Origin of the sequence: Vibrio hyugaensis, assembly GCF_002906655.1 — a bacterium.
GTDB classification, from domain to species: domain Bacteria; phylum Pseudomonadota; class Gammaproteobacteria; order Enterobacterales; family Vibrionaceae; genus Vibrio; species Vibrio hyugaensis.
This window is the reverse complement of the sequence record NZ_CP025794.1, coordinates 25987-46839: the sequence shown is the minus strand read 5'-3', so window position 1 is coordinate 46839 and position 20853 is coordinate 25987. Positions and strand designations below refer to the sequence as shown.

The 20853-nt window shown below is 44.4% G+C and carries 18 protein-coding genes; 7 read left to right on the top strand and 11 right to left on the bottom strand.

The window, feature by feature from the left end; genetic code table 11:
* Positions 1 to 497 precede the first annotated feature (497 nt).
* Positions 498 to 1232 (bottom strand): hypothetical protein, encoded by a 735-nt coding sequence (locus C1S74_RS00210; RefSeq protein ID WP_045398111.1) that lies wholly within the window; start codon positions 1230 to 1232, stop codon positions 498 to 500.
* Positions 1233 to 1467: 235 nt separating this feature from the next.
* Here C1S74_RS00210 and C1S74_RS00205 point away from each other — a divergent pair, with 235 nt between their 5' ends.
* A complete protein-coding gene (locus C1S74_RS00205; protein ID WP_045398113.1) occupies positions 1468 to 2430 on the top strand; it encodes an integron integrase in 963 nt (320 codons plus the stop codon).
* 46 nt (positions 2431 to 2476) lie between these two features.
* On the opposite strand, the gene C1S74_RS00200 is transcribed toward C1S74_RS00205, so the two are convergent.
* The 8 genes from C1S74_RS00200 to C1S74_RS00165 all read right to left on the bottom strand — a co-directional run bounded on the left by C1S74_RS00200 (position 2477) and on the right by C1S74_RS00165 (position 10315).
* The gene (locus C1S74_RS00200; protein WP_038866471.1) at positions 2477 to 2950 is read right to left on the bottom strand and encodes a DUF2947 domain-containing protein; all 474 of its coding nucleotides are present in this window, start codon (positions 2948 to 2950) and stop codon (positions 2477 to 2479) included.
* Between the two features lie 13 nt (positions 2951 to 2963).
* Positions 2964 to 3551 carry an HD domain-containing protein gene (locus C1S74_RS00195; RefSeq protein ID WP_038866468.1) on the bottom strand — a complete coding sequence of 196 codons (588 nt, stop codon included), beginning with the start codon at positions 3549 to 3551 and terminating at the stop codon, positions 2964 to 2966.
* The gene (rimJ, locus tag C1S74_RS00190) at positions 3552 to 4136 is read right to left on the bottom strand and encodes a ribosomal protein S5-alanine N-acetyltransferase (protein WP_045398115.1); all 585 of its coding nucleotides are present in this window, start codon (positions 4134 to 4136) and stop codon (positions 3552 to 3554) included.
* An 83-nt stretch (positions 4137 to 4219) separates the two neighbouring features.
* Positions 4220 to 5764, bottom strand: coding sequence for a transcriptional regulator TyrR (tyrR, locus tag C1S74_RS00185; RefSeq protein ID WP_038866464.1), 1545 nt, complete (start codon positions 5762 to 5764; stop codon positions 4220 to 4222).
* A gap of 100 nt (positions 5765 to 5864) precedes the next feature.
* Positions 5865 to 6905: a YcjF family protein gene (locus C1S74_RS00180; RefSeq protein ID WP_045398117.1), complete on the bottom strand. Its 1041-nt coding sequence runs from the start codon at positions 6903 to 6905 to the stop codon at positions 5865 to 5867.
* A complete protein-coding gene (locus C1S74_RS00175; protein WP_045398120.1) occupies positions 6902 to 8278 on the bottom strand; it encodes a YcjX family GTP-binding protein in 1377 nt (458 codons plus the stop codon). The genes C1S74_RS00180 and C1S74_RS00175 overlap by 4 nt, the downstream gene beginning before the upstream one ends.
* Before the next feature lie 158 nt (positions 8279 to 8436).
* A complete protein-coding gene (locus tag C1S74_RS00170) occupies positions 8437 to 8622 on the bottom strand; it encodes a hypothetical protein (protein ID WP_009706856.1) in 186 nt (61 codons plus the stop codon).
* Positions 8623 to 8797: 175 nt separating this feature from the next.
* A complete protein-coding gene (locus tag C1S74_RS00165; protein ID WP_038881943.1) occupies positions 8798 to 10315 on the bottom strand; it encodes a fumarate hydratase in 1518 nt (505 codons plus the stop codon).
* A 530-nt stretch (positions 10316 to 10845) separates the two neighbouring features.
* On the opposite strand from C1S74_RS00165, the gene pabB reads away from it, so the two are divergent.
* Positions 10846 to 12216: an aminodeoxychorismate synthase component I gene (gene pabB / locus C1S74_RS00160; RefSeq protein ID WP_045398122.1), complete on the top strand. Its 1371-nt coding sequence runs from the start codon at positions 10846 to 10848 to the stop codon at positions 12214 to 12216.
* A gap of 76 nt (positions 12217 to 12292) precedes the next feature.
* Here the strand turns inward: pabB and C1S74_RS00155 are convergent, their stop codons facing one another.
* Complete coding sequence (locus C1S74_RS00155) at positions 12293 to 13993, bottom strand: ATP-binding protein (RefSeq protein WP_045398124.1); 1701 nt, start codon at positions 13991 to 13993, stop codon at positions 12293 to 12295.
* A 6-nt stretch (positions 13994 to 13999) separates the two neighbouring features.
* A complete protein-coding gene (locus C1S74_RS00150; RefSeq protein WP_045398127.1) occupies positions 14000 to 14539 on the bottom strand; it encodes a heme NO-binding domain-containing protein in 540 nt (179 codons plus the stop codon).
* Between the two features lie 116 nt (positions 14540 to 14655).
* Between C1S74_RS00150 and C1S74_RS00145 the strand changes: the two genes are divergently transcribed.
* The 5 genes from C1S74_RS00145 to C1S74_RS00125 all read left to right on the top strand — a co-directional run bounded on the left by C1S74_RS00145 (position 14656) and on the right by C1S74_RS00125 (position 20823).
* Entirely contained in the window at positions 14656 to 15255 is a 600-nt protein-coding gene (locus C1S74_RS00145) for a CoA pyrophosphatase (protein ID WP_045398129.1), read from the top strand.
* A 346-nt stretch (positions 15256 to 15601) separates the two neighbouring features.
* On the top strand, positions 15602 to 16855 hold the full coding sequence (locus C1S74_RS00140) for an aromatic amino acid transport family protein (protein ID WP_045398132.1): 1254 nt from the start codon (positions 15602 to 15604) through the stop codon (positions 16853 to 16855).
* Between the two features lie 97 nt (positions 16856 to 16952).
* On the top strand, positions 16953 to 18314 hold the full coding sequence (locus C1S74_RS00135; protein ID WP_038866452.1) for an L-serine ammonia-lyase: 1362 nt from the start codon (positions 16953 to 16955) through the stop codon (positions 18312 to 18314).
* 218 nt (positions 18315 to 18532) lie between these two features.
* A complete protein-coding gene (tpdA, locus tag C1S74_RS00130) occupies positions 18533 to 20248 on the top strand; it encodes a cyclic di-GMP phosphodiesterase TpdA (RefSeq protein WP_045398134.1) in 1716 nt (571 codons plus the stop codon).
* 107 nt (positions 20249 to 20355) lie between these two features.
* The gene (locus tag C1S74_RS00125; protein ID WP_045398135.1) at positions 20356 to 20823 is read left to right on the top strand and encodes a GNAT family N-acetyltransferase; all 468 of its coding nucleotides are present in this window, start codon (positions 20356 to 20358) and stop codon (positions 20821 to 20823) included.
* The last annotated feature ends 30 nt before the right edge of the window (positions 20824 to 20853 follow it).

Sequence of the window (20853 nt, the reverse complement as noted above, 5' to 3'; positions counted from 1 at the left end):
AGGCGTAGTCTAAGAACGACTACTCAATGAAACCACGTGGAACAAACAACGCCTCAGAAAACGAACTAACAACACCAAAAAGCGCTTTTGGAAAACCAATCTCACAATGCGGACTTTCAACAAAGCCACTGAAACCACATGAACTTACCACACCAGAGAAAACGCCATTTCAGCGAGTAGATCGGCTTTTGTACCAACAAACTCAACGAGCAGAGTTTCAGCAAAAAAGTTCGACTCAGGTAACCCTAAAAGTCGCCGCACCAAAGAACAAATCAACCGTTGAAACGATGCCAATTTTGAATTTTCACCACGCTAGTTAACACTGAAATTGAACGCCGATACGCCAATTTCAACTTTGAGTTTTTACCACTAGATCTTGCGATATAGCTGCGTTTTTCCTCTTGCAAACTAACGCCGCATTAAGGTGTGAGCGATGCTTGGCTATACTTGAGCAAAGCGAAACTGCCAAGCGTTGCGAATCACTCTTAAATGCTTTGTTAAATGTACTTGCCTGAGGACTTGAGTTGCGAGCATACATCATGCTCATAGTCTGCAATGTACCTAAAACCTATTGCATCTATAAACCTCTCCGTTAAAGGGTTGAGGATGATTGGACTGTCACCCCAGAATGAATCATTGATTAAGTTTCGAGACTGTAATTCTTTAAGCAAAGTGTAAACAACATCATTAAAATCTGCTGAGTTCCACTTCCATTCCAACCGATTTTTTTCAATACTAAGTGTATATAAAACAAGTAACTGAATGTAGTTTAGTTGTTCTAGTTGAGAGTAATATATAGCCAATAATTCAGGCGATATATCAGCGTCAAAGCATGCTGACACATACAGCTCAGAGAATAATGGGAGTTTGATTTCTTCGTATTGCCCGGCAGCTTTCATAATAGTTGCATCTAAACACTGTTCAGCCGAAGATCTCTGACCTAACCTCTGCCTAATGAAGTCATCATCACGCACAAGATCCCCGCTTTCCAAACGTTTCGCAATTTTCAAATGAGCATCAACGTAAACTGAAGATGTTCTTAACTTTTCACGTGGTGAAAGCGGTTTATTTTGATAGTCATGTAAGACATTACCTATCACGTTAGTCAGTAACGTTGCACTACCACCAACAAATGCAGGTAACACTTCTGTGCTGGCTTCAACAGACAATACCGCTGCACTAGGAAAGTATGCCTTAAAAAGCTCAAATCCTGTTTTTACAAATTCTGTCAAAATTAACCCCGTACATTTAACGCTTTCTATACGGCTATATGCCGCCTTTCAGGCACGCTACCGCCTTCTTTCATTCCAAAAGAAAAATGCATGCTAGCACTTATCTTTATGAAACAAATAGAAAATCAGTATGAATCTGTGTGCTCAACCACGCAATTAGACGGTGTGGTGAAGCCTAATTAGATGTGAGACGCTAAGTTTATAGAACTGTACAAATACCCATGTAAATTTAGTTATGAAAAGTCAGTTTTTGCTTAGCATAAAAGAACATATGATCGCACGTCACTATGCGAAGAAAACCATTGAGAGTTACATCTTTTGGATCAAACGATTCATCGTATTCCACCAGCTCGCTCATCCGTCTAAATTAGCTGAAAACGATGTTGAACGCTTTCTCAGCCATTTAGCGATAGATGAAAAAGTCGCCGTAAAAACACAGGCGCTCGCCCTGAATGCCATCTCTTTCTTGTACCGTGAGTATTTTAGAATGCCACTTTCACTTGATATGCGTTTTCAAAAGTCTCTGACAGAAAAGAAACTGCCAGTAGTGTTAACGAAAGCTGAAGTAAGGCGCTTCGTTCAGCATATCGATCCAAAATACAAACTACATATACAGTTACTCTATGGGTCAGGGCTAAGAGTCATGGAGTGTCTACGGCTAAGAATACAGGATATCGATTACGACTACGGAGCAATTCGTGTTTGGCAAGGGAAAGGGGGCAAAAACCGAACCGTCACACTCGCAAAGGAGCTCCACGCCCCCTTAAAAGCACAAATGAACTTAGCTCGCGACTACTATCAAAAAGATCGTCATGTTGCGGGCTATGCTGGTGTGTATATTTCAGATGGGCTGAGAAGAAAATACCCTGATGCGGAGCTAGATTTCAACTGGCACTTTCTATTTCCATCAACAAAACTAAGCCCAGACAAAGATACTGGGGAATTAAGGCGTCATCACATCAATGAAAGTGCTATCCAACGAGCAGTAAAGCGTTCAGCCAAAGATGCAAGTATCGAGAAGACCGTTACTTGCCATACTTTACGCCATAGTTTTGCGACTCATTTGTTAGAGTCAGGCGCTGATATTCGAACGGTTCAAGAACAACTTGGACACACAGATGTGAAAACAACCCAGATCTACACACACGTCATCGAGCGCGGCGCGGGTGGAGTGTTGAGTCCGTTATCAAACTTATAGAAAAACGAAAGCCACCGTACTGGTGGCTTCATAATTAGATTTGTGTTTAGCTGCGCTCACCCAGTTTGACATTACCTTTCGAGTCAAACCACAGAGCTTCAGAACGACGCCGTCCAAGTAACATTGGACCATCATCGTAGAACAAAAAGTTCTTCCAGTACTTTTTAAAAATCGACCATTTGGTTTCAATCACGTTGTACTTCTCGTAGCAAAAATAAACCGTGACGTCGTCTTGCCAATCAATAAAAGTAATCACTTCTTCAGGAAGCCCTTGTTCGTCGTCTTCCCATGCAGCCATCCAATCAACCTCTTGTGACCAGTTCTGCTCTTTCATTGGCCAATCAGACGAGCTCAAACGGTCCATATCAGGACTTTGTGCACTGACGTTCTCTTTCCAAAACTGCGCTGCACGTGCCTGACTCATTGGCTTGATAAAAGCGAGGTCTTCTTCTGGCACAGGCATCGACTGGTGAGTAAAAATCCATTTTCTTTGGTATTCATCCAAAGGCAAATAAGACATTCAGTCTCCTTTTTTACGACTTCAGCCAACCTTTCTCGGTGGCACCTTCAATCAGTTCTTTGGCTTTGTCCCATAACGTGACAGAACCAAGTTCAATTCTTTTGTTAACGGTTAACGCTTGTTCTCGCGTTACCCCATTTTCTATCCAGCTTTGGCCATCATTATGATAGTTCAGTAGCATAGGAATAAGGCGATCCAGCGCCTTAGCATATTTGGCATCGTCAGTTTGTGCGGCTTCAAACTCATTCCACAAAGCAAGTAATTCGCTACTTTGGTCACTTGGCAGCATGCCAAACAACCGCTCTGCGGCTTTCAATTCTTTTTCTTCTTGCTCTTTTGAGGCTGCAACATCATAAACAAAGGTGTCGCCCGCGTCGATCTCTACCACATCATGGATAAGCAGCATTTTCATCACTCGACCAATATCGACAGGTGCATTCGCGTGCTCTTGCATCAACACAGCCATTAAAGCAACATGCCAACTATGTTCACCACTATTTTCTAAGCGACCCTCGGCACTTTTAACACGGGTTCTACGCAGCACACTTTTCAGTTGATCGAGTTCAATCAATAACGCTAATTGCTTCTCCAATCTTTCCAATTATCGAGCCTCTGCCTTCCAGTTCGGGTTGGTCAAGGATGTCAGCACGTGATCTTGCCACTCACCATTGATCAACAAATATTCCTTTGCATAGCCTTCTTTCTCAAAGCCAACATGCTGTAGCACCGCTTCGCTGCGTGTGTTGTGTGGCATGTAACCCGCTTGAATGCGATGCATTTTTTGCACATCAAACATATAATCGCATGCCATTTTCAACGCGCGGCGCATATAGCCGTTTCCTTGAGCCTCTTCTGCGAGCGAGTAACCCACGTTACATGCATGAAAAGGAAATCGAGTCAGGTTGCTGAAAGAAAGTGTTCCGAGCATTTTACCAGAATCGGCATGAACAAGCAGACAATAGTAGCCTAAGCCCATACGATGAAGCTCTTTCAACTTGATCAGCTTTTGCAGCCAGCCATTAACCGAATAGAAAGCTTCCTCGCGTTTAGGTTCATAGGGGTTTAAATATTCTCTGTTCGCTTGAAAATACGCTGCGATCATATCGGCATCACCAATATCTGCAGTGCGTAGAAGCAAGTCGCCGTCCAACTTGTGAACGGCGATTGAGGAGCTTTTATCTACCATTATTATTGACAACTTCCATTTGATTCCAGATAAGTTATTGCTGGTACTCTAGCTTTTGCTGAAGCCACAATTTTGCGATCGCCTTAGGCTTTTCGAATACCATAATCACGCAGTTTGTTCGCAATCGAGGTATGCGAAACATTCAATCGCTTCGCGAGCTTACGACTTGAAGGGAAAGACTGATACAAACGCTCTAAGATTTGCGATTCGTAATCTCGCATAATTTCGTCCAACGAACCATCTAAGTTCAACGTTGCTGAGCCACCGCCCATTGCTTGAGGTTGCGGTAGATTGAAGTTATCCGCTTTCAACAAGCTACCCTCCATTTCCGTCAACGCGCGAAGCACCATGTTATCTAGCTGACGCATATTACCAGGCCATTGATAGTTCGCTAACGCATCAACCAATTCATCATCAAATTCTGGCTTATCAATGCCCAATTGTTGCGCGTGTTTCGTGACGAATAAATCCAGCAACGGCGCGACGTCGTTTGAACGCTTGCGCAGAGGAGGAATATTCAAGGTGAGCACATTGAGACGATAGTATAAATCTTCGCGGAACTGCCCTGCCTCGGCTAACTCGGCAAGGTTATGTTTTGTTGATGCGATAATACGAACATCGACATGCATTTCATCTTCAGCACCAACACGACGGAAATTACCATCTTGCAAGAAGCGCAATAGTTTAATTTGCAGATGCGAACTCATTTCACCGATTTCATCGAGGAACACCGTACCACCGTTTGCTTGTTCGAATATGCCTTTGTGGCCAAGTTCATGATTGAATGAACCTGGGGCATGACCAAACAGTTCCGTCTCTGCCACATCATCAGGCATAGAAGCACAGCTAAGTACTAGGAATGGTTTGTTCGCACGACCAGAGCGGCTATGGCACGCTTTTGCTAGCATTTCCTTACCAGTACCAGTCTCACCTTCAATTAACAACGGTTGGTCAAGCACAGAAAGTTTCTTTGCTTGATTGATCAATGCTTTGTGGCGATTGGATAAACCGACAAAATGCTCGAAACCCAATTGGTTTTGTAACGGCAATGTCTCTTCGATTTGCACGCCATGCTGGCTTGAACGAATAGTCATTAGCGTACTGGCGAGCGTGGAGTTTTGAGCTTCATCTTTGATATAAACCGGCATCAACTCAAGGATATAATCCAAACCATCGATGACAAGGCTTTCTCTGGTACGGGCATTCACTCCTTCTGTCCAACGATTAAAGCGCACACTTGGCAATAGCATACCAATTTGTGTGCCAATCACATCTTGCTTATGTTGCCCGAGCAGAGAAAGTGCAGACATGTTTGCCATGTCTACCGCACCTTTCAGATCGATGGCAAAGACCGGATCAGGTAAGTTATCCACCAATGAAAGCAGCTCCGTATTGTGACGCTCCATTGGCATAAATTGGATTTTACGTACGTCTTTAACCCCCGGAATACGGCGGATTTCGGCCATCAACTCACTGAAAGTATCAAAATCGATATCTGGGCAGTTCAGGTAGATGATGCCACTGATATCAATTTCGATACCACGTAAGTCGATGCTTTTAGACGCTAAAATATCGAGCAATTCTCGGGTTAAACCGAGTCTATCTTCACAAAAGACTTCAAGACGCACTTAAAATATCCCAATTCACAACTGTCAGGAAAAGTTGACAGTAGTTTCTACCAAGCTTGGAATGGCGTCAAGCAATCCTCACCGTCAAAGGTGATATTGATTACGGTTTCATCGTGATTGATGCAACTTTCGCCACCACTTCTTTACGAATAGCGCCGAGTTTCACTTGTCTCTCAGGGTACCAAGGCAATGGGCGAAGCAATGACATGGATTTCAAACCTAAGCGTGCGGTGAGAATACCCACTCCCAAGCCTTGCCCTGCTCGAGCAGACACCTTTCCTGCGAGATCCATCGACATCAAATCCATGCTCGCATCGATCGCCAGTTCACTTGCACCAGCCGCCGCCATATTCACAAAAACCGCACGAAGTAGCTTGATTCGAGATGCGTACCCAAGTTCAACGCCATAGACTTTCGAGAGATTATCGATCATTTTGAAATTACGCCACGCCACTAACAGCATGTCAGCCGCAGCTAGTGGACTAACGGCAACTAACGCGGCTGACTCTGTCGCGTGCTGTGAAACAATTTTGGTCGCGAGTTTATCTTGCTGACTTACAACCATTGAGTCGTACATTTCAAGGATTTCGGCATCGCTGTGTGCTGGGTTCACGCTATTCTTCCAACGATCAAAACCCGGATTTTCAGCAAGTACACCACTTTGCTCAGCCACTTTTTCACAAAATACTTTGCCTTTGCCAACACTTTGACTGTCGATAAATGCCTCACTTTCTTCCTGCACGCTAAAGTGGTTGCGAAGTTTGCGTAGCTTCCATAGTTCTTTGCCTAACGCTCCTAAACCAAAAGAGGCAATAGTGGAGATAAAGCCAGCCCAGCCCAATGCAAGCCAATCTGCAGTTTGCACAGCCGTGACAATCGAATCCACCGCCTGCCACCCGACCAGACCAGCAAAGGTGGCAAATAACCCTGTTGTAAGCCATTTACGCCCAGGTTTTGGACGAATCACATGTTCAAGCTGTAATTCTTGCTCGGTGTCTTCCGGTTGCTCTTCTATTTCAACAGCAACGAAAGTCTCGTTTTCCGAGAATGTCTTTTGCGCCGTAAACTCTGGCGAGACATCCTCTTCTTCACTGTGCATGACCTTTTCAGAGAAGACTTGTTTTTGTTTTAGCTCGCTCATTTCAATTTGTCTCCCAGTAGGTATTCAAGTGCTTTGTCTAGACGAATATGCTTCATCGGCTCGTCACTTTCTGATGACATAGGTCGGAAAGACGTAAAATCAAAGCCACTGTTTTGCCAATAAACAGCATTCGGAAGTTTCTTTGGTACTTCCCCAGGGAACATCGTTATCGCCTCCCCTTCTATGGTTGTCCCTTGTAGGGCTGGAACCGTTTTATCACCCGAAGTGATAAAGCCAGATGTCGTTGCTTGAATAGAGGCAATACTCATGCAGCTCATTTCAATGTTCTCGTAAGAAGCCGTTTGCCACGCAGGATGCACCATTTGTTGCAGCAAAGAGACAAGTTGAGGATGCTGATCTGGCGTCACATGGTCAGCCTTCGTCGCAGCGAACAGTACTTTATCGATTTTTGGCGAGAACAAGCGGCGTAAGAAGCTACTCCGACCATAACGAAAACTGTGCATGATCTGCTCAAGTGCTTGGCGCATATCATAAAAAGCTTCATCACCCGCATTTAATGGTTGCAGGCAATCCACCAGCACGATTTGGCGATCAAATGTCGCAAAGTGGTGTTTGTAGAATGCTTTCACGACCTTTTGTTGATATTCGTGAAAACGCGCTTCTAGCATCGCTAAATTGCTGCCTTTTACCGTTTTTCTTTCGGCCTCTAATTGACAGGGGAAAAATTGCAGAACAGGTGCGCCTGCAAGCTCTCCAGGCAAAACAAATCGTCCCGGCTGAACCCAGTGCAAGCCAGACGCTTTACACGCATGCAAATAATCGGTGTAAGCCTGTGAGACTCTCTCTAGCTTTTTCTCATTGACGTCCGCATTGAGGTCGACTTGGTCTAACTCTTCTAGCCAAGCTTGAGCAAGCTCGCTACGTTGCCCTTTTAACGCTTCAAATTGCGTCTGCGACCATGTCGCAAAATCCATATCAAGTAGTGGTAAGTCCAATAACCACTCGCCCGGATAGTCAATGATGTCAACGTTCAGTACCGCCGTTTTACTCAGCAGTTTTTTGGTGGTTTTATTTGGCTTGTATTTTAGAGCCAGACGAATCTCACTGACGTCACGAGTCGGTACTGGCCATTGAGGCGGCGTTGCGTGAATTTGGTTCATCGCATCATCGTAAGCAAAACGCGGTACCATCATATTGGCTTGAGGCTCACGCTTCGCGCCAATCAAGCGCTTATCACGCGCCGCTGTCAGCAGCGGCAAGTTGTCGTGTGTTGCTGTATGCAGTAATTGATTAACCAGAGAAGTAATAAAGGCGGTTTTACCCGCACGAGACAAGCCAGTCACTGCGATTCGCACGTTAGAATCCATTCCTCGGCTGATAAAGTCATTCACTTCTTGTGTTATTCTTTTCATACTTTTTATTTATCTCATCAATTCTTCCTACGCAGTGTAATTTTATCAACCTTAATCAAAGATGAACAAAGTATTCACGACAAAATTTACCTACGTCAAAAACACAAAAGCCTCTGAGAATATCAGAGGCTTAGTGATTCTATCTGCGCTAGGACAATCTAATCGTCTTCTATCAACTTGTAGATAACGAATAGGCAGACTTCTAGAATCAGCCACAACACACAAGTGATGGTGACGTATTTTTCATCGAAGATACTGATGCCGTGAAGAATCAAATCGTAGCCAACAAAGCTACCGATCACAACAGCAAGAACTATTTGTAGAATTTGAATAAAACGAGGCATGCCGTCTCCTAATCATTGTCAGCATAACAGTGAGATTTGCTATGCCTATAAGTTTATATTTGATTATATAGACAAAAAGTGCAGCTTTCGCTGCACTTTTGTCAAATGTTTGCTAGGTAAATCAGCACTTTGTCACATTCTCCCAATTGAGACGTTCGAATGATGACCAAGTCTCTTACGCTTCCATCTCTTGGATTTTCACTTTCCAAGTGTCAGGACCGATCTGGTGAGCGTTCGTACCATTAGAATCGACGGCAACCGTTACAGGCATATCTTCGACTTCAAACTCGTAAATCGCTTCCATACCTAGGTCTTCGAATGCAACCACGCGGGCTTTCTTGATTGCTTTCGCGACAAGGTATGCTGCGCCGCCAACGGCCATGAGGTATACCGCTTTGTGGTTCTTGATCGACTCAACCGTCGCAGGGCCACGTTCCGCTTTACCAATCATCCCCATGATGCCGGTTTCTTCTAGCATCATGTCGGTGAACTTATCCATACGTGTTGAGGTTGTTGGACCCGCAGGACCTACTGCCTCATCACCCACTGCATCAACAGGGCCAACGTAGTAAATGAACTTGCCTTTGAAATCAACACCAGCAGGTAGACCTTCGCCACTTTCTAGCATGCCTTGAATGCGTTTATGCGCGGCATCACGACCGGTCAAGATTTTGCCTGACAGAAGAACCGTTTCACCAGTCTTCCACTCTTGGACCTCTTCTTTGGTTACTGTATCTAAGTTAACACGACGTGTATTCGCGCCCGCTTCCCAAGTGATGTCTGGCCAATCTTCTAGCTTCGGTGGCGTTAGCTCTGCTGGGCCATTGCCATCAAGCGTGAAGTGAACGTGGCGTGTTGCTGCACAGTTCGGGATCAAACACACTGGTTTTGAAGCCGCGTGCGTTGGCGCAGTTTTGATTTTTACATCAACAACAGTAGTCAGACCACCAAGGCCTTGTGCACCAATACCCAGCTTGTTTACGCGGTTGAAGATATCAAGGCGAAGCTCTTCTTCTGCGTTTTGAGGGCCACGATCAATCAAGTCTTGGATATCGACGTGCCCCATCAGAGATTCTTTTGCCAATACCGCAGCTTTTTCAGCGGTACCGCCGATACCAATGCCAAGCATGCCCGGTGGACACCAACCTGCGCCCATTGCTGGTAGCGTTTTCTCAACCCATTCAGCAATATCATCAGATGGGTTTAGCATCACCATCTTGGTTTTGTTTTCAGAGCCGCCGCCTTTCGCTGCAATTTGAATTTCAACCTTGTCGCCTGGCACCATGTTGATGTGCACAACTGCTGGCGTGTTGTCTTTGGTATTGATTCGCTTACCTGCTGGGTCCATCAGAACCGAAGCACGCAATGGGTTATCCGGATTTGTGTAACCCTGTCGAACGCCCTCATCCACCATTTGCTGCACTGTCATGTCGGTTGAGTCCCATTGGACGCCCATACCGATGTTAACAAAACAGGTGACGATGCCGGTGTCTTGACAGATCGGTCGGTGACCTTCAGCAGACATACGGGAGTTAATTAAGATTTGCGCAATCGCGTCTTTCGCGGCTTGGCTCTCTTCTCGATGGTAGGCTTTTTCAAGGGCTTGAACAAAGTCTAGCGGGTGGTAGTAAGAAATATACTGTAGCGCATCAGCAACACTGCTGATGACATCCTGCGTGCGTATTACCGTCATTGCATGCCTCATTATTGTTATGCTTTGCTTCCATTATTGGCTGGCTTCTTTCGTGTTTGTTGAGCTTATTGCTCTAAATGAGCTTCGTTTTATGTGAACAAATTGTCGAACGGCTGATATCGACACACGATTAAATGAAGTCGCCTTCCATATAGTAAAACCACCTCAAACCCTTGTATAGAGGTAGTTTGGCGCTATACCCAAATAACCCCCATATACAAGTTCATAGTGGCGCCACTTAGGGAACTCAGTAAGTGAATCGTTTTAAAACACTCACGAAAGTTCAAACGCAAAGCACTCTTAAAGCAGTGGCTTGCTCCCGAAGGGCGAGTTGCTTTGGCTCGCATACAGTGTTGACGATTCTTGATTTAGACCCACTAAAACATGCGAATCGTCGTCGCGTATGCGAACCAAATCATTCTCGCTGAATCATGTATCTAGAGATTATTTGGGTATAGTGGTGTTTATGATACTCTTGCTGCCCATGACATGCCATGCAGTGAACGAACTCTTTGTCACAATTTAAACAAATGAACAACATGGATACGCAATTGCTTGATTTTAAGGCATTGGATTACGCCGACGACCTCACCATTTCCCTATTTTCTCGTATAGAACACCAACCTTGGGCGATGCTTTTACGCTCCGCTTCTGAGACCCATATCGACAGCCGATTTGATGTGTTGGTGGCCAACCCAATCGCGACGCTTGAAACCATTGCAGACAATACGCACATCAAAACTAAATCCGAACAATATGTGTCGCAAGATGACCCGTTTTCGCTGTTGGACGCGCTCCAACAACAGCTTCTACCCAATCTTGAACTCGGTAGTCAATGGGATCTGCCGTTTGTAGGCGGTGCACTTGGCTACTTCAGTTACGATTTAGGCCGTAGAGTCGAATCTATGCCGGAGCTCGCAGCCAAAGATCTACAAACACCAGATATGGCAGTTGGTCTGTATGAATGGGCTTTGGTTGTCGATCATAAGTTGAAGACCGCGAGCCTTGTTGGCCAAAACACGCAAGCCGCATGGCAATGGCTGAACGAACAAGTACCTGACACTGCAGAAGGCTTTCAGCTAGAAGGTGACTGGCAATCCAACATGACGCCAGCGTCTTACGCGACACGCTTTGATAGCGTACAAGAATATCTGTTAAGCGGTGATTGTTACCAAATCAACTTAGCTCAGCGTTTTAATGCACCTTATCAGGGCAGTGAATGGCAAGCGTATTTAAAGCTGGAAGCGGCAAACCAAGCGCCCTTCTCAGCATTTATTCGTATGCCAAAATCTACGCTGTTGAGTATTTCTCCAGAACGATTCTTGGAACTGAAAGACAACGTTATCGAGACCAAACCAATCAAAGGCACTCGACCACGCGGTGCGGATACCGTTCAAGACCAAGCCAATGCGCAGGATTTACAAACCGCAGAGAAAGATCAGGCAGAAAACTTGATGATTGTGGACTTGCTGCGTAATGACATTGGGCGTGTTGCTTCTCCAGGTAGTGTCCATGTGCCAAAGTTGTTTGATATTGAGAGCTTCCCTGCCGTTCACCATTTGGTAAGTACCATTCGAGCCAATCTAGATCCGCAATATTCCGCGGCGGATTTGCTTCGAGCTTGCTTCCCAGGCGGTTCAATCACCGGAGCACCTAAAGTCCGTGCGATGCAAATCATTGAAGAACTAGAACCGCATCGTCGCAGCGCTTACTGTGGCAGTATTGGTTATATCTCACGCCATGGTCGTATGGATACCAGCATCACTATTCGAACTCTCGTTGCAGAAAACAACAAACTGTATGCATGGGCTGGCGGCGGTGTGGTGGCTGACAGTGATTGTGCCTCGGAATATCAAGAAACCTTAGACAAGCTTTCGAAAATTCTACCAGCGCTAAAGTAAAAGTTAACGTGGAAGAAACTAAACTAAAAACGGCTCTGTTGTTCTTACAGAGCCGTTTGTTTTTATTCTACTAGCGCTATTCTTTGAGCCACTTACACATCACTTGTTCGATATCTGCCGCGGTGTAGGGCTTGGTAAGAATGTCATCCATACCAGATTCGATGCACTTTTTCCTTTCTTCTAACGTCGTCCCCGCTGTGAGTGCAATAATGGGATTGTTAAAGCCATCCTCTCTTAGGTGAACCGTGGCTTCATACCCATCCATCTCTGGCATTCGACAATCCATGAATATCAATTCGTAGTCTTTGTTTTTAACAGCCTCCAATGCCTCCAAGCCGTTATTTTTTAGATCGGGTGTGATATCGAGTTTTTTAAGCATTTGAGTGACGATGACCTGATTCATCCGAATATCATCTACAACTAAGATGTTTCTTCCTGCCAACTCAATTTGTCGACCGGTTGCCTCCGACCCGGCTAAATTTGCGGGCGCTTCTCCTCGTTTAAGCGGTACCACGACTTGGAACGTTGTCCCTTTGCGTGGCTCGCTGACAAAGCTGATCTGCCCTTTCATCAGATCGACAAGGTTCTTACAAATCGCCAAACCTAAACCTGACCCTTCAAAACTGCGCTTTGTAGAGCGGTCTGCTTGAACAAAAGGATCAAACAACGCTTGTTGTGCTTCTAACGGAATACCAATGCCGGTGTCTTCTATTTCAAAATGTGCAAAGCCATTGTTCCATTCGACACGCAGCACCACACCTCCGAGTTGAGTAAACTTAATCGCATTACCGATTAGGTTAACCAAGATCTGGGTAATCCGCTCAAAATCTCCGACCAAAAACTCTGGGATCCCGAGTTTCTTATCAATAGAGAAATGAATGCGCTTCTCGGCAGCTTTAGCCGCAAATACGCCAGTCAATGCATCCTCTAGCGCTTTCCAAGCAAAAACTTTATCGATGATTTCCATCATCCCAGCGTTCATCTTACTGAAGTCAAGCAAATCGTTGATGATGACTCTAAGTAGGTCCCCAGAATGCGTAAGATTACTCAGATACTGTTGTTGTTCATCCCCAAGTAGGGTTTTACTAAGCAGGTCCGCACTGCCAAGTACGCCATTAAGAGGCGTTCTGAGTTCGTGGTTGATCATAGCAACAAACTCTTTGGTCGCCTTCTCAGACGCTTCGGCGCGTTTACGTAATTCCACTTCACGATCTAGGCTCAAATGCCGACTAATAACACCATGCACGAGATCGGAAACCAGTACCATTTGCTTAGAAATAAATTCCTGTTCAACTTGATCAAGTGCGACAGAGAAGATCAGTTCACCCAAAATACTGGAATCAATCGTAATGGGTAAATAAAGCGCATTTCCTTCCCAACGCGGTTTGCTTGTGATTGGTGCATCATGCGCTAACGCCAAATGTCCAAATTGATGCCGACGTAATGAGCTCAAACGCTCAGCTTCTAAATACAGGTAAGCACCCGACACAACAGAGTTTGATGTCAGCTGTTCCAAGAAGCTGGCAATCATGGTTTCATCGAAGGTGCTAGAAAGGAAAGTACGTCCGAACCTAATCAAGGTGGCATCGATTTGCTCTTCGAATTCGAATTTGCGCAGATCTTTCTCTGACTTCATCTCGAGCTTTTTTAGCGCCACACTTAACTGTTGGTTAGATTCATACAGTTCTAAACTCTTTTGCTCTAACAGTAATTCAGCCGCTTTACGCGACGCGATCTCTCGTTTGAGTTTCCTTTCTAATGAGGAATTTCCCGTCATATTTGGTTATTGAGCCTCCAGCCAAAAACGCACTTGGCTTCCATCTTCTGATTGGTTTTGATGTTTGATCACTACTTGCTCATTAAAGTGGTTCGCGCAGCCTTGAATCAAGCCCACACATACATGCGCCATGCAACGTGCGCTTCTATAATCAAACACCATTTCAGATTCAGCCTCACTAATAAAGTCAAACTGCGGGGGATTTGCATCGGGATATAGCTTTTTCACTTCCACGTGAATGAAATCCTCTACATGACGTACGAATTGAAACGTCGTACTGCACTGCTGCAAGCTGGCATGATTCGGAATTGATTTGAGTAAGCTCTGGAAAACACACTCACCAAACACCTCTTGCAGCGTTTCTGGCGGAATATCAGACACTTTACTGAGATTAACGATCAACTTAACAAGGTCTCGATGGTCATAACTGCCTACCGAGGTGTAAATACCTTCATCGTTAGATAAATCCAAAACCTGATCGAGAACCTCAAGACCAAACTTCTCTTCCACTAACTCCATGAACTCCGTGAAAATGATTCCTTTCATCGTATTTAGCTAACCTTATAGTGACGTCTTAAAATAAAGAATGGTGTATAACGCTATAAGTTTCAAATTAATATAATACGAATCCATTCGTCAGCTGACTTCTTAAGGACTCCGATTTGGTCATTGATAAAACGACATTGTTGCAAAACTTCCAATTCCATTTACCGACAGGCTATCACCGAGAGTCTTTGGGGCGATTAGCACATTTGAAAGACACCTCACTTCGTGATGCTGCGGTGTTAATTGGCTTTGTTGAGAGAAAAGAAGGGATGCAAGTGATTTTGACCAAACGAGCCGAACATTTACGACACCATCCTGGCCAAATTAGCTTCCCAGGGGGAAAATATGAGACGGAGGATCACACTCTTGTGAATACGGCACTGCGAGAAGCCGAAGAAGAAATTGGTATTCATGAAAAGCATATAAAGGTATTTGGTCAGCTGCCAAAGCTGCCAACGATTAGCCAATTTAATGTGACACCGTTTTTGGCCTTCATTTCTCCAGACTACACAACGCAAATTGACCCCAACGAAGTTGCCTCAGTTTTTGAAGTCCCAGCCAATCATATTTTAAACCCTGAAAAGCTGTACAGTTCAAAATTCAACCTAAGAAACACTAGTCATCGCGTCTTTGCCATCCCATATCAGCAGCATTTTATTTGGGGAATGACCGCACAGATCATCGAATCCATGCAAAAACACATCATTTCTAAGTAACTGCTTTATCAATATTAAGTTGACTTTAAAACCAAACATCATGTGCATCTATATTAATAAAAAGTTATTTTTCAAACATCAATTCACATTAGTTTAATTTGATTTTTATAAGGCAAACGCTTGCGGTGAGAAAAATTTATACAACAACCGCTTCAGATAAGTTTTTCTAATTTCACTCATTAGCAATTATCACGTGTAGCACGCCATTTTCGTGATAAAAAGCAGGTTTTTGACATATCATTCAATAAGCTCGAGCAATACATGATTTAGATCTAATTTTCCTAGTGCAAAATCTTGCAAAATTGCTCCCGACTTATTTCCTGTTCCCAAAATGAGTAACTCAAAAATGAATACAACTACTTCTGCGGCTTCAACCGCACAATCGTCTAGTAAGTTTTCTTACAAAGACTTCACTTGGTGTTTGTCCCTATTTGGTACAGCAGTAGGTGCAGGTGTACTTTTCCTTCCAATTAAAGCAGGTGCTGGCGGTTTCTGGCCATTAGTTATCCTTGCTCTAATCGCGGCACCAATGACTTGGTTCGCACACAAATCTCTCGCTCGTTTCGTACTTTCTGCGAAAAACCCTGAAGCTGATATCACTGACACAGTAGAAGAGCACTTCGGTAAGACAGGCGCAAACCTTATTACTTTTGCATACTTCTTCGCTATCTACCCTATCGTACTTATCTACGGTGTTGGTATCACAAACACGGTTGACTCTTTCCTAGTTAACCAAATGGGTATGGAATCTATTCCTCGCTGGCTACTTTCTGGCGCGTTAATCGCTGCGATGACTGCGGGTGTAGTATTCGGTAAAGAGCTAATGCTGAAAGCAACATCAGCAATGGTTTACCCTCTAGTATTTGTTCTACTAGCACTGTCTTTCTACCTAATTCCTGACTGGAATACATCAATGATGGAAGTGTCTCCAAACTGGGGCGAGATGCCTTCAATCGTTTGGCTAGCAATTCCAATCATCGTATTCTCATTCAACCACAGCCCAATCATCTCTCAGTTCTCTAAAGAACAACGTCGTGTATACGGTGATGACGCAGTTAAGAAAACTGACTCTATCACTGGCGGCGCAGCGATGATGCTGATGGGCTTTGTAATGTTCTTCGTATTCTCTGTAGTGCTTTCTCTATCTCCAGAGCAACTAGCAACTGCGCAAGAGCAAAACATCTCGGTTCTTTCTTACCTAGCGAACGTTCACGAATCACCACTGATCTCTTACATGGGTCCATTGGTTGCATTCGCAGCGATCACTTCTAGCTACTTCGGTCACTTCCTAGGTGCTCATGAAGGTCTAGTAGGTCTAATCAAGTCTCGCTCTGAATCTCCTAAGAGCAAGATTGAAAAAGCGTCTCTTATCTTCATCGTTGTGACGACTTGGATTGTTGCTATCGTTAACCCAAGCATCCTAGGCATGATCGAAACGATGGGTGCACCAATGATTGCAGCTATCCTATTCTTGATGCCTGTATTCGCGATGCAGAAAGTGCCAGCAATGGCGAAGTACAAAACTTCAGCACCTGTACAGATTTTCACAGCAATCTGTGGTCTTGCGGCAATTAGTTCTGTAATCTACGGCGCTCTTTAATCACTGCTCTTTTATAAAGCATGATTAATCCAAGAATATAACGATAATAAAAAGCCTCCCAACTCCCCTTGGGAGGCTTTGTTCTGAGGTAATCGATATGATTAGTGTTTTTGATATCTATAAGATCGGTGTTGGTCCTTCAAGCTCACATACTGTAGGTCCAATGAAAGCGGGTAAAGAGTTTATTGATGACCTCCGTGCGATGGGAAAACTGCGCGACATCACTAAAATCACCGTTGACGTTTATGGTTCACTATCACTGACAGGGAAAGGTCACCACACGGATATCGCTATCATCATGGGTCTTGCAGGCAACTCCCCTGAGAAAGTTGATATCGACTCTATTCCGGGCTTTATCGCTCGCGTAGAAGAAACTGAACGCCTTCCTGTTGGCATGCACTGTCACACAGTATCGTTCCCGAAAGACGGTGGTATGAACTTCCATACTACTAACCTTGAGCTACATGAAAACGGCATGCAGATCCACGCGTGGATCGAAGACGAAAAAGTGTACTCAAAGACATACTACTCTATCGGCGGCGGCTTCATCGTTGATGAAGAGAACTTCGGTAAAGAGATTGAGAACCCAATCAAGGTTCCTTACGAATACACAACAGCAGAAGAGCTCGTTAACCAGTGTAAAGAAAGTGGTCTTTCTATTAGTGCACTCGTGATGAAAAACGAACACTCTCTGCACTCTGATGAAGAGACTCGTACTTACTTCGCGAACATCTGGCGCACCATGCGCGAATGTATGGATCGTGGTATGAACGAAGAAGGTATTCTGCCTGGTCCACTACGCGTACCTCGTCGTGCAGCAGCACTTCGTCAGCAACTGCTTACTTCTGAAAAAACAACAAACGATCCAATGTCGGTTGTTGACTGGGTAAACATGTTCGCTTTCGCAGTAAACGAAGAGAACGCAGCAGGTGGTCGTGTTGTGACAGCACCAACAAACGGCGCATGTGGCATCATCCCTGCGGTACTGGCTTACTACGACAAGTTCATCCAAACCGTGACTGAAAAAGATTACATCCGTTACTTCGCCGCTTCTGGCGCGATCGGTGGTCTTTACAAACGCAACGCGTCTATCTCTGGCGCAGAAGTTGGCTGTCAAGGTGAAGTTGGTGTGGCATGTTCTATGGCGGCAGCTGGCCTTGCTGAGCTTATGGGTGGTAGCCCAGAGCAAGTATGTATGGCAGCAGAGATCGCAATGGAGCACAACCTAGGCCTAACGTGTGACCCAGTTGCTGGTCAGGTACAGGTTCCGTGTATCGAGCGTAACGGTATCGCGGCAGTAAAAGCGATCAACTCAACTCGTATGGCACTGCGTCGCTCATCTGCACCGACAGTTTCTCTAGATAAGGTTATCGAGACCATGCTAGAGACAGGTAAAGACATGAACGCAAAATACCGAGAGACATCTCAAGGCGGCCTAGCAGTAAAAGTTATCTGCTAATCTCCCAACCTCTCCCATCAGAAGCCCGAGCAACTCGCTCGGGCTTTTTTTCGCCTAAAGATCTTTCCCCATGTAAAATCTCTCTGGATTGAGCTTTATAAAAAAATCTAAAATTGTCACTATATCCAGAAGTTTAGGATATGCCCGTAGAAGGTCACATACCTGCTATCTCAATATTGATAACGTATTCAAAAATTAATCCTGGAGCGCTTTAACACATGATTAGGTTTGAACTTGGAAACCAAATCTGCGTTTGCTTGTCCGAAAAAGAACTTTCATTACAGCTCAATAACTCCATCCACTCTTCTATTCCCGTAAGCAGAATCGAATACTTAATCCTTAGCACCATTGCCGCTTTTGGGAGCTTAAACGCGCCTATTAGCCAGAGGAAAATCGAAAAGAAGTTGTCAGCGCAACATCACTTGATGTTGCCGGAAAATGGATTTAAGAACGCTGTTGCGTCCATAAGGAAAAAGTTCAGGCAACTAACAAAGAATCACATAGAGACCCAAAAGTCTCTCATCGAAAACATTCACCGAAAGGGATATTTTGTGCCATACGATAGCCAGCACGCACAAAAAGATGGGCTTCTTCAACAAGCGAGAATCCACCAGCAAGCCGTTCATAGCGTAAGAATGGCCGCTGCTATTTGCTTACGTAGTAGAGCGCTATACCTGAATTTGTTGTGCTTTATTGGCTTTACCATCGCGCTGTATATTGCCATTTGTTTTTACAGCATCGGGACGATTGTTAAGCAAAACTATTTTGATGATGCAATGAACTTCGCACAAGATCTCGCTCAACAGAGTTGTTTTGGACATGAAGACCAATTAAAAGGCTTATTTGATAATGTTCAATTAGTCGAGTCAGCATTGATGATCGACAAGCGCAACATTCGCTGTTTAGTCACGCCAGAAGCAGTGGTCCCAGTGAACAAAAAAGACAGAGAAAGCTGGTTAAACAACGAAAGCTATACAACCCATTCGTTTTTATTTAACGGTGCACAAGTCCTCGTCAGAGTAAAAAACGTGAATGTATCAAATAGCTTTGAGAGCCATATGTCGCGCATGTTTTTGTCTGGCATGAAAGTGTGTACCAATACTGGCACGGCGCTAGAAATTGGCGATACTAACGGGCAATCGTTCTTGTATAACGTCAAAGAAAACGGTTACAAAGAGGTGTATTACGTAAAAGGACCTATTACTAGCATCCTTGTTTTGAGCTTTATTCTAATGCTTGTCTTCCGACATAAAAAGCTACGCTCGTTAGCCACTTACCTTTGGGCTATCCGTCAGTTCAATCTCAAACTTGAACCTATCCACAACACATCAAATCGACAGAATATCCACTATGAAGTCCTGTCGCGCTTTAAGGTTAAAAACACTCAAAAGTTTATTGAGTCATTAATCGCCAATGGATTTCTAATCAATCATACCTTATTGGTCATCAGACTCGTCTATGGCAAATCAAAATCCTTACTCGCTCCTCTGAGTATCAACGTGTGCCCTTCTCTATTGGAAAAGCGTAATTTCACACGTTTATATCGATTATTGGCTCAATTGGACTGTTCACTTCTGACGATTGAAATCACAGAAAACGCATCGATGTACTACACGCAAGAGATCTTCAATAACATCAACAAGCTCAAAGCCATCGGGTGCAAAATCAGCATTGATGATTTCGGGACTGGTAACAACAATGTCGAGCTCATCAGTCAAATTACGCCAAGTTATCTCAAGATTGACCGTTTGTTTGTTATCAACCTGAAGCAAGACGACAAAAAAGTAGAGACGTTACGTCAGCTTATTGCGATGGGACACACATACCACTGTGCAGTCATCGTGGAAGGCGTGGAGACCGCAGAGTGTGCCCATTTACTAACCACACTTGGTGCGCACATTCATCAAGGCTTTTATTATCCGCTTTGCCGCTAGCGACCTCTATTTAATAGCAAAATCCACACAGAACCAGATTGCGTCCTTTTAATGTCCACAACTATAATGGCGGTATTGTGTTTACCGCCTCTGAACAGATTCAGACCATGATCGCCATTAAACCTGCCAAGCTGAAAGATTTTGCCAGCTTGATGCAACTGGAAGTGCAAGAAGATCAAAAAGGATTTTTTAAGCCATTTGAACAGGCTTACCAGCAACGTAGTAAGTCAGAGGTGTTTTATACCATCTTTCATGACTATCTTATTGTCGGATATTTAGTGATAGACAAAGCCTTCGCCCAACACGCTCCCTTCGCCAAACGCCATGAATTGGGTTTAAGCTATCTTATGGTCGATAAGCGCTTTCAACAGCAAGGAATTGGAAAAGCAACGCTACAAAAACTGATGATCTATGGCTACGCGATTGACACTGAAAGCAGCTCTGTGTGCGCGACAGTATCTAGTAGTAATGACATTGGAATTAGATTGTTTGAATCGGCAGGGTTCGATAACACCCAAAAGACGATTTATGAAGAGAGTGGAAAAGCGCTGATCTTGCGCCATGCACTGAACTGATAGATTGGGTATCTGAATTAAGTGAACTTT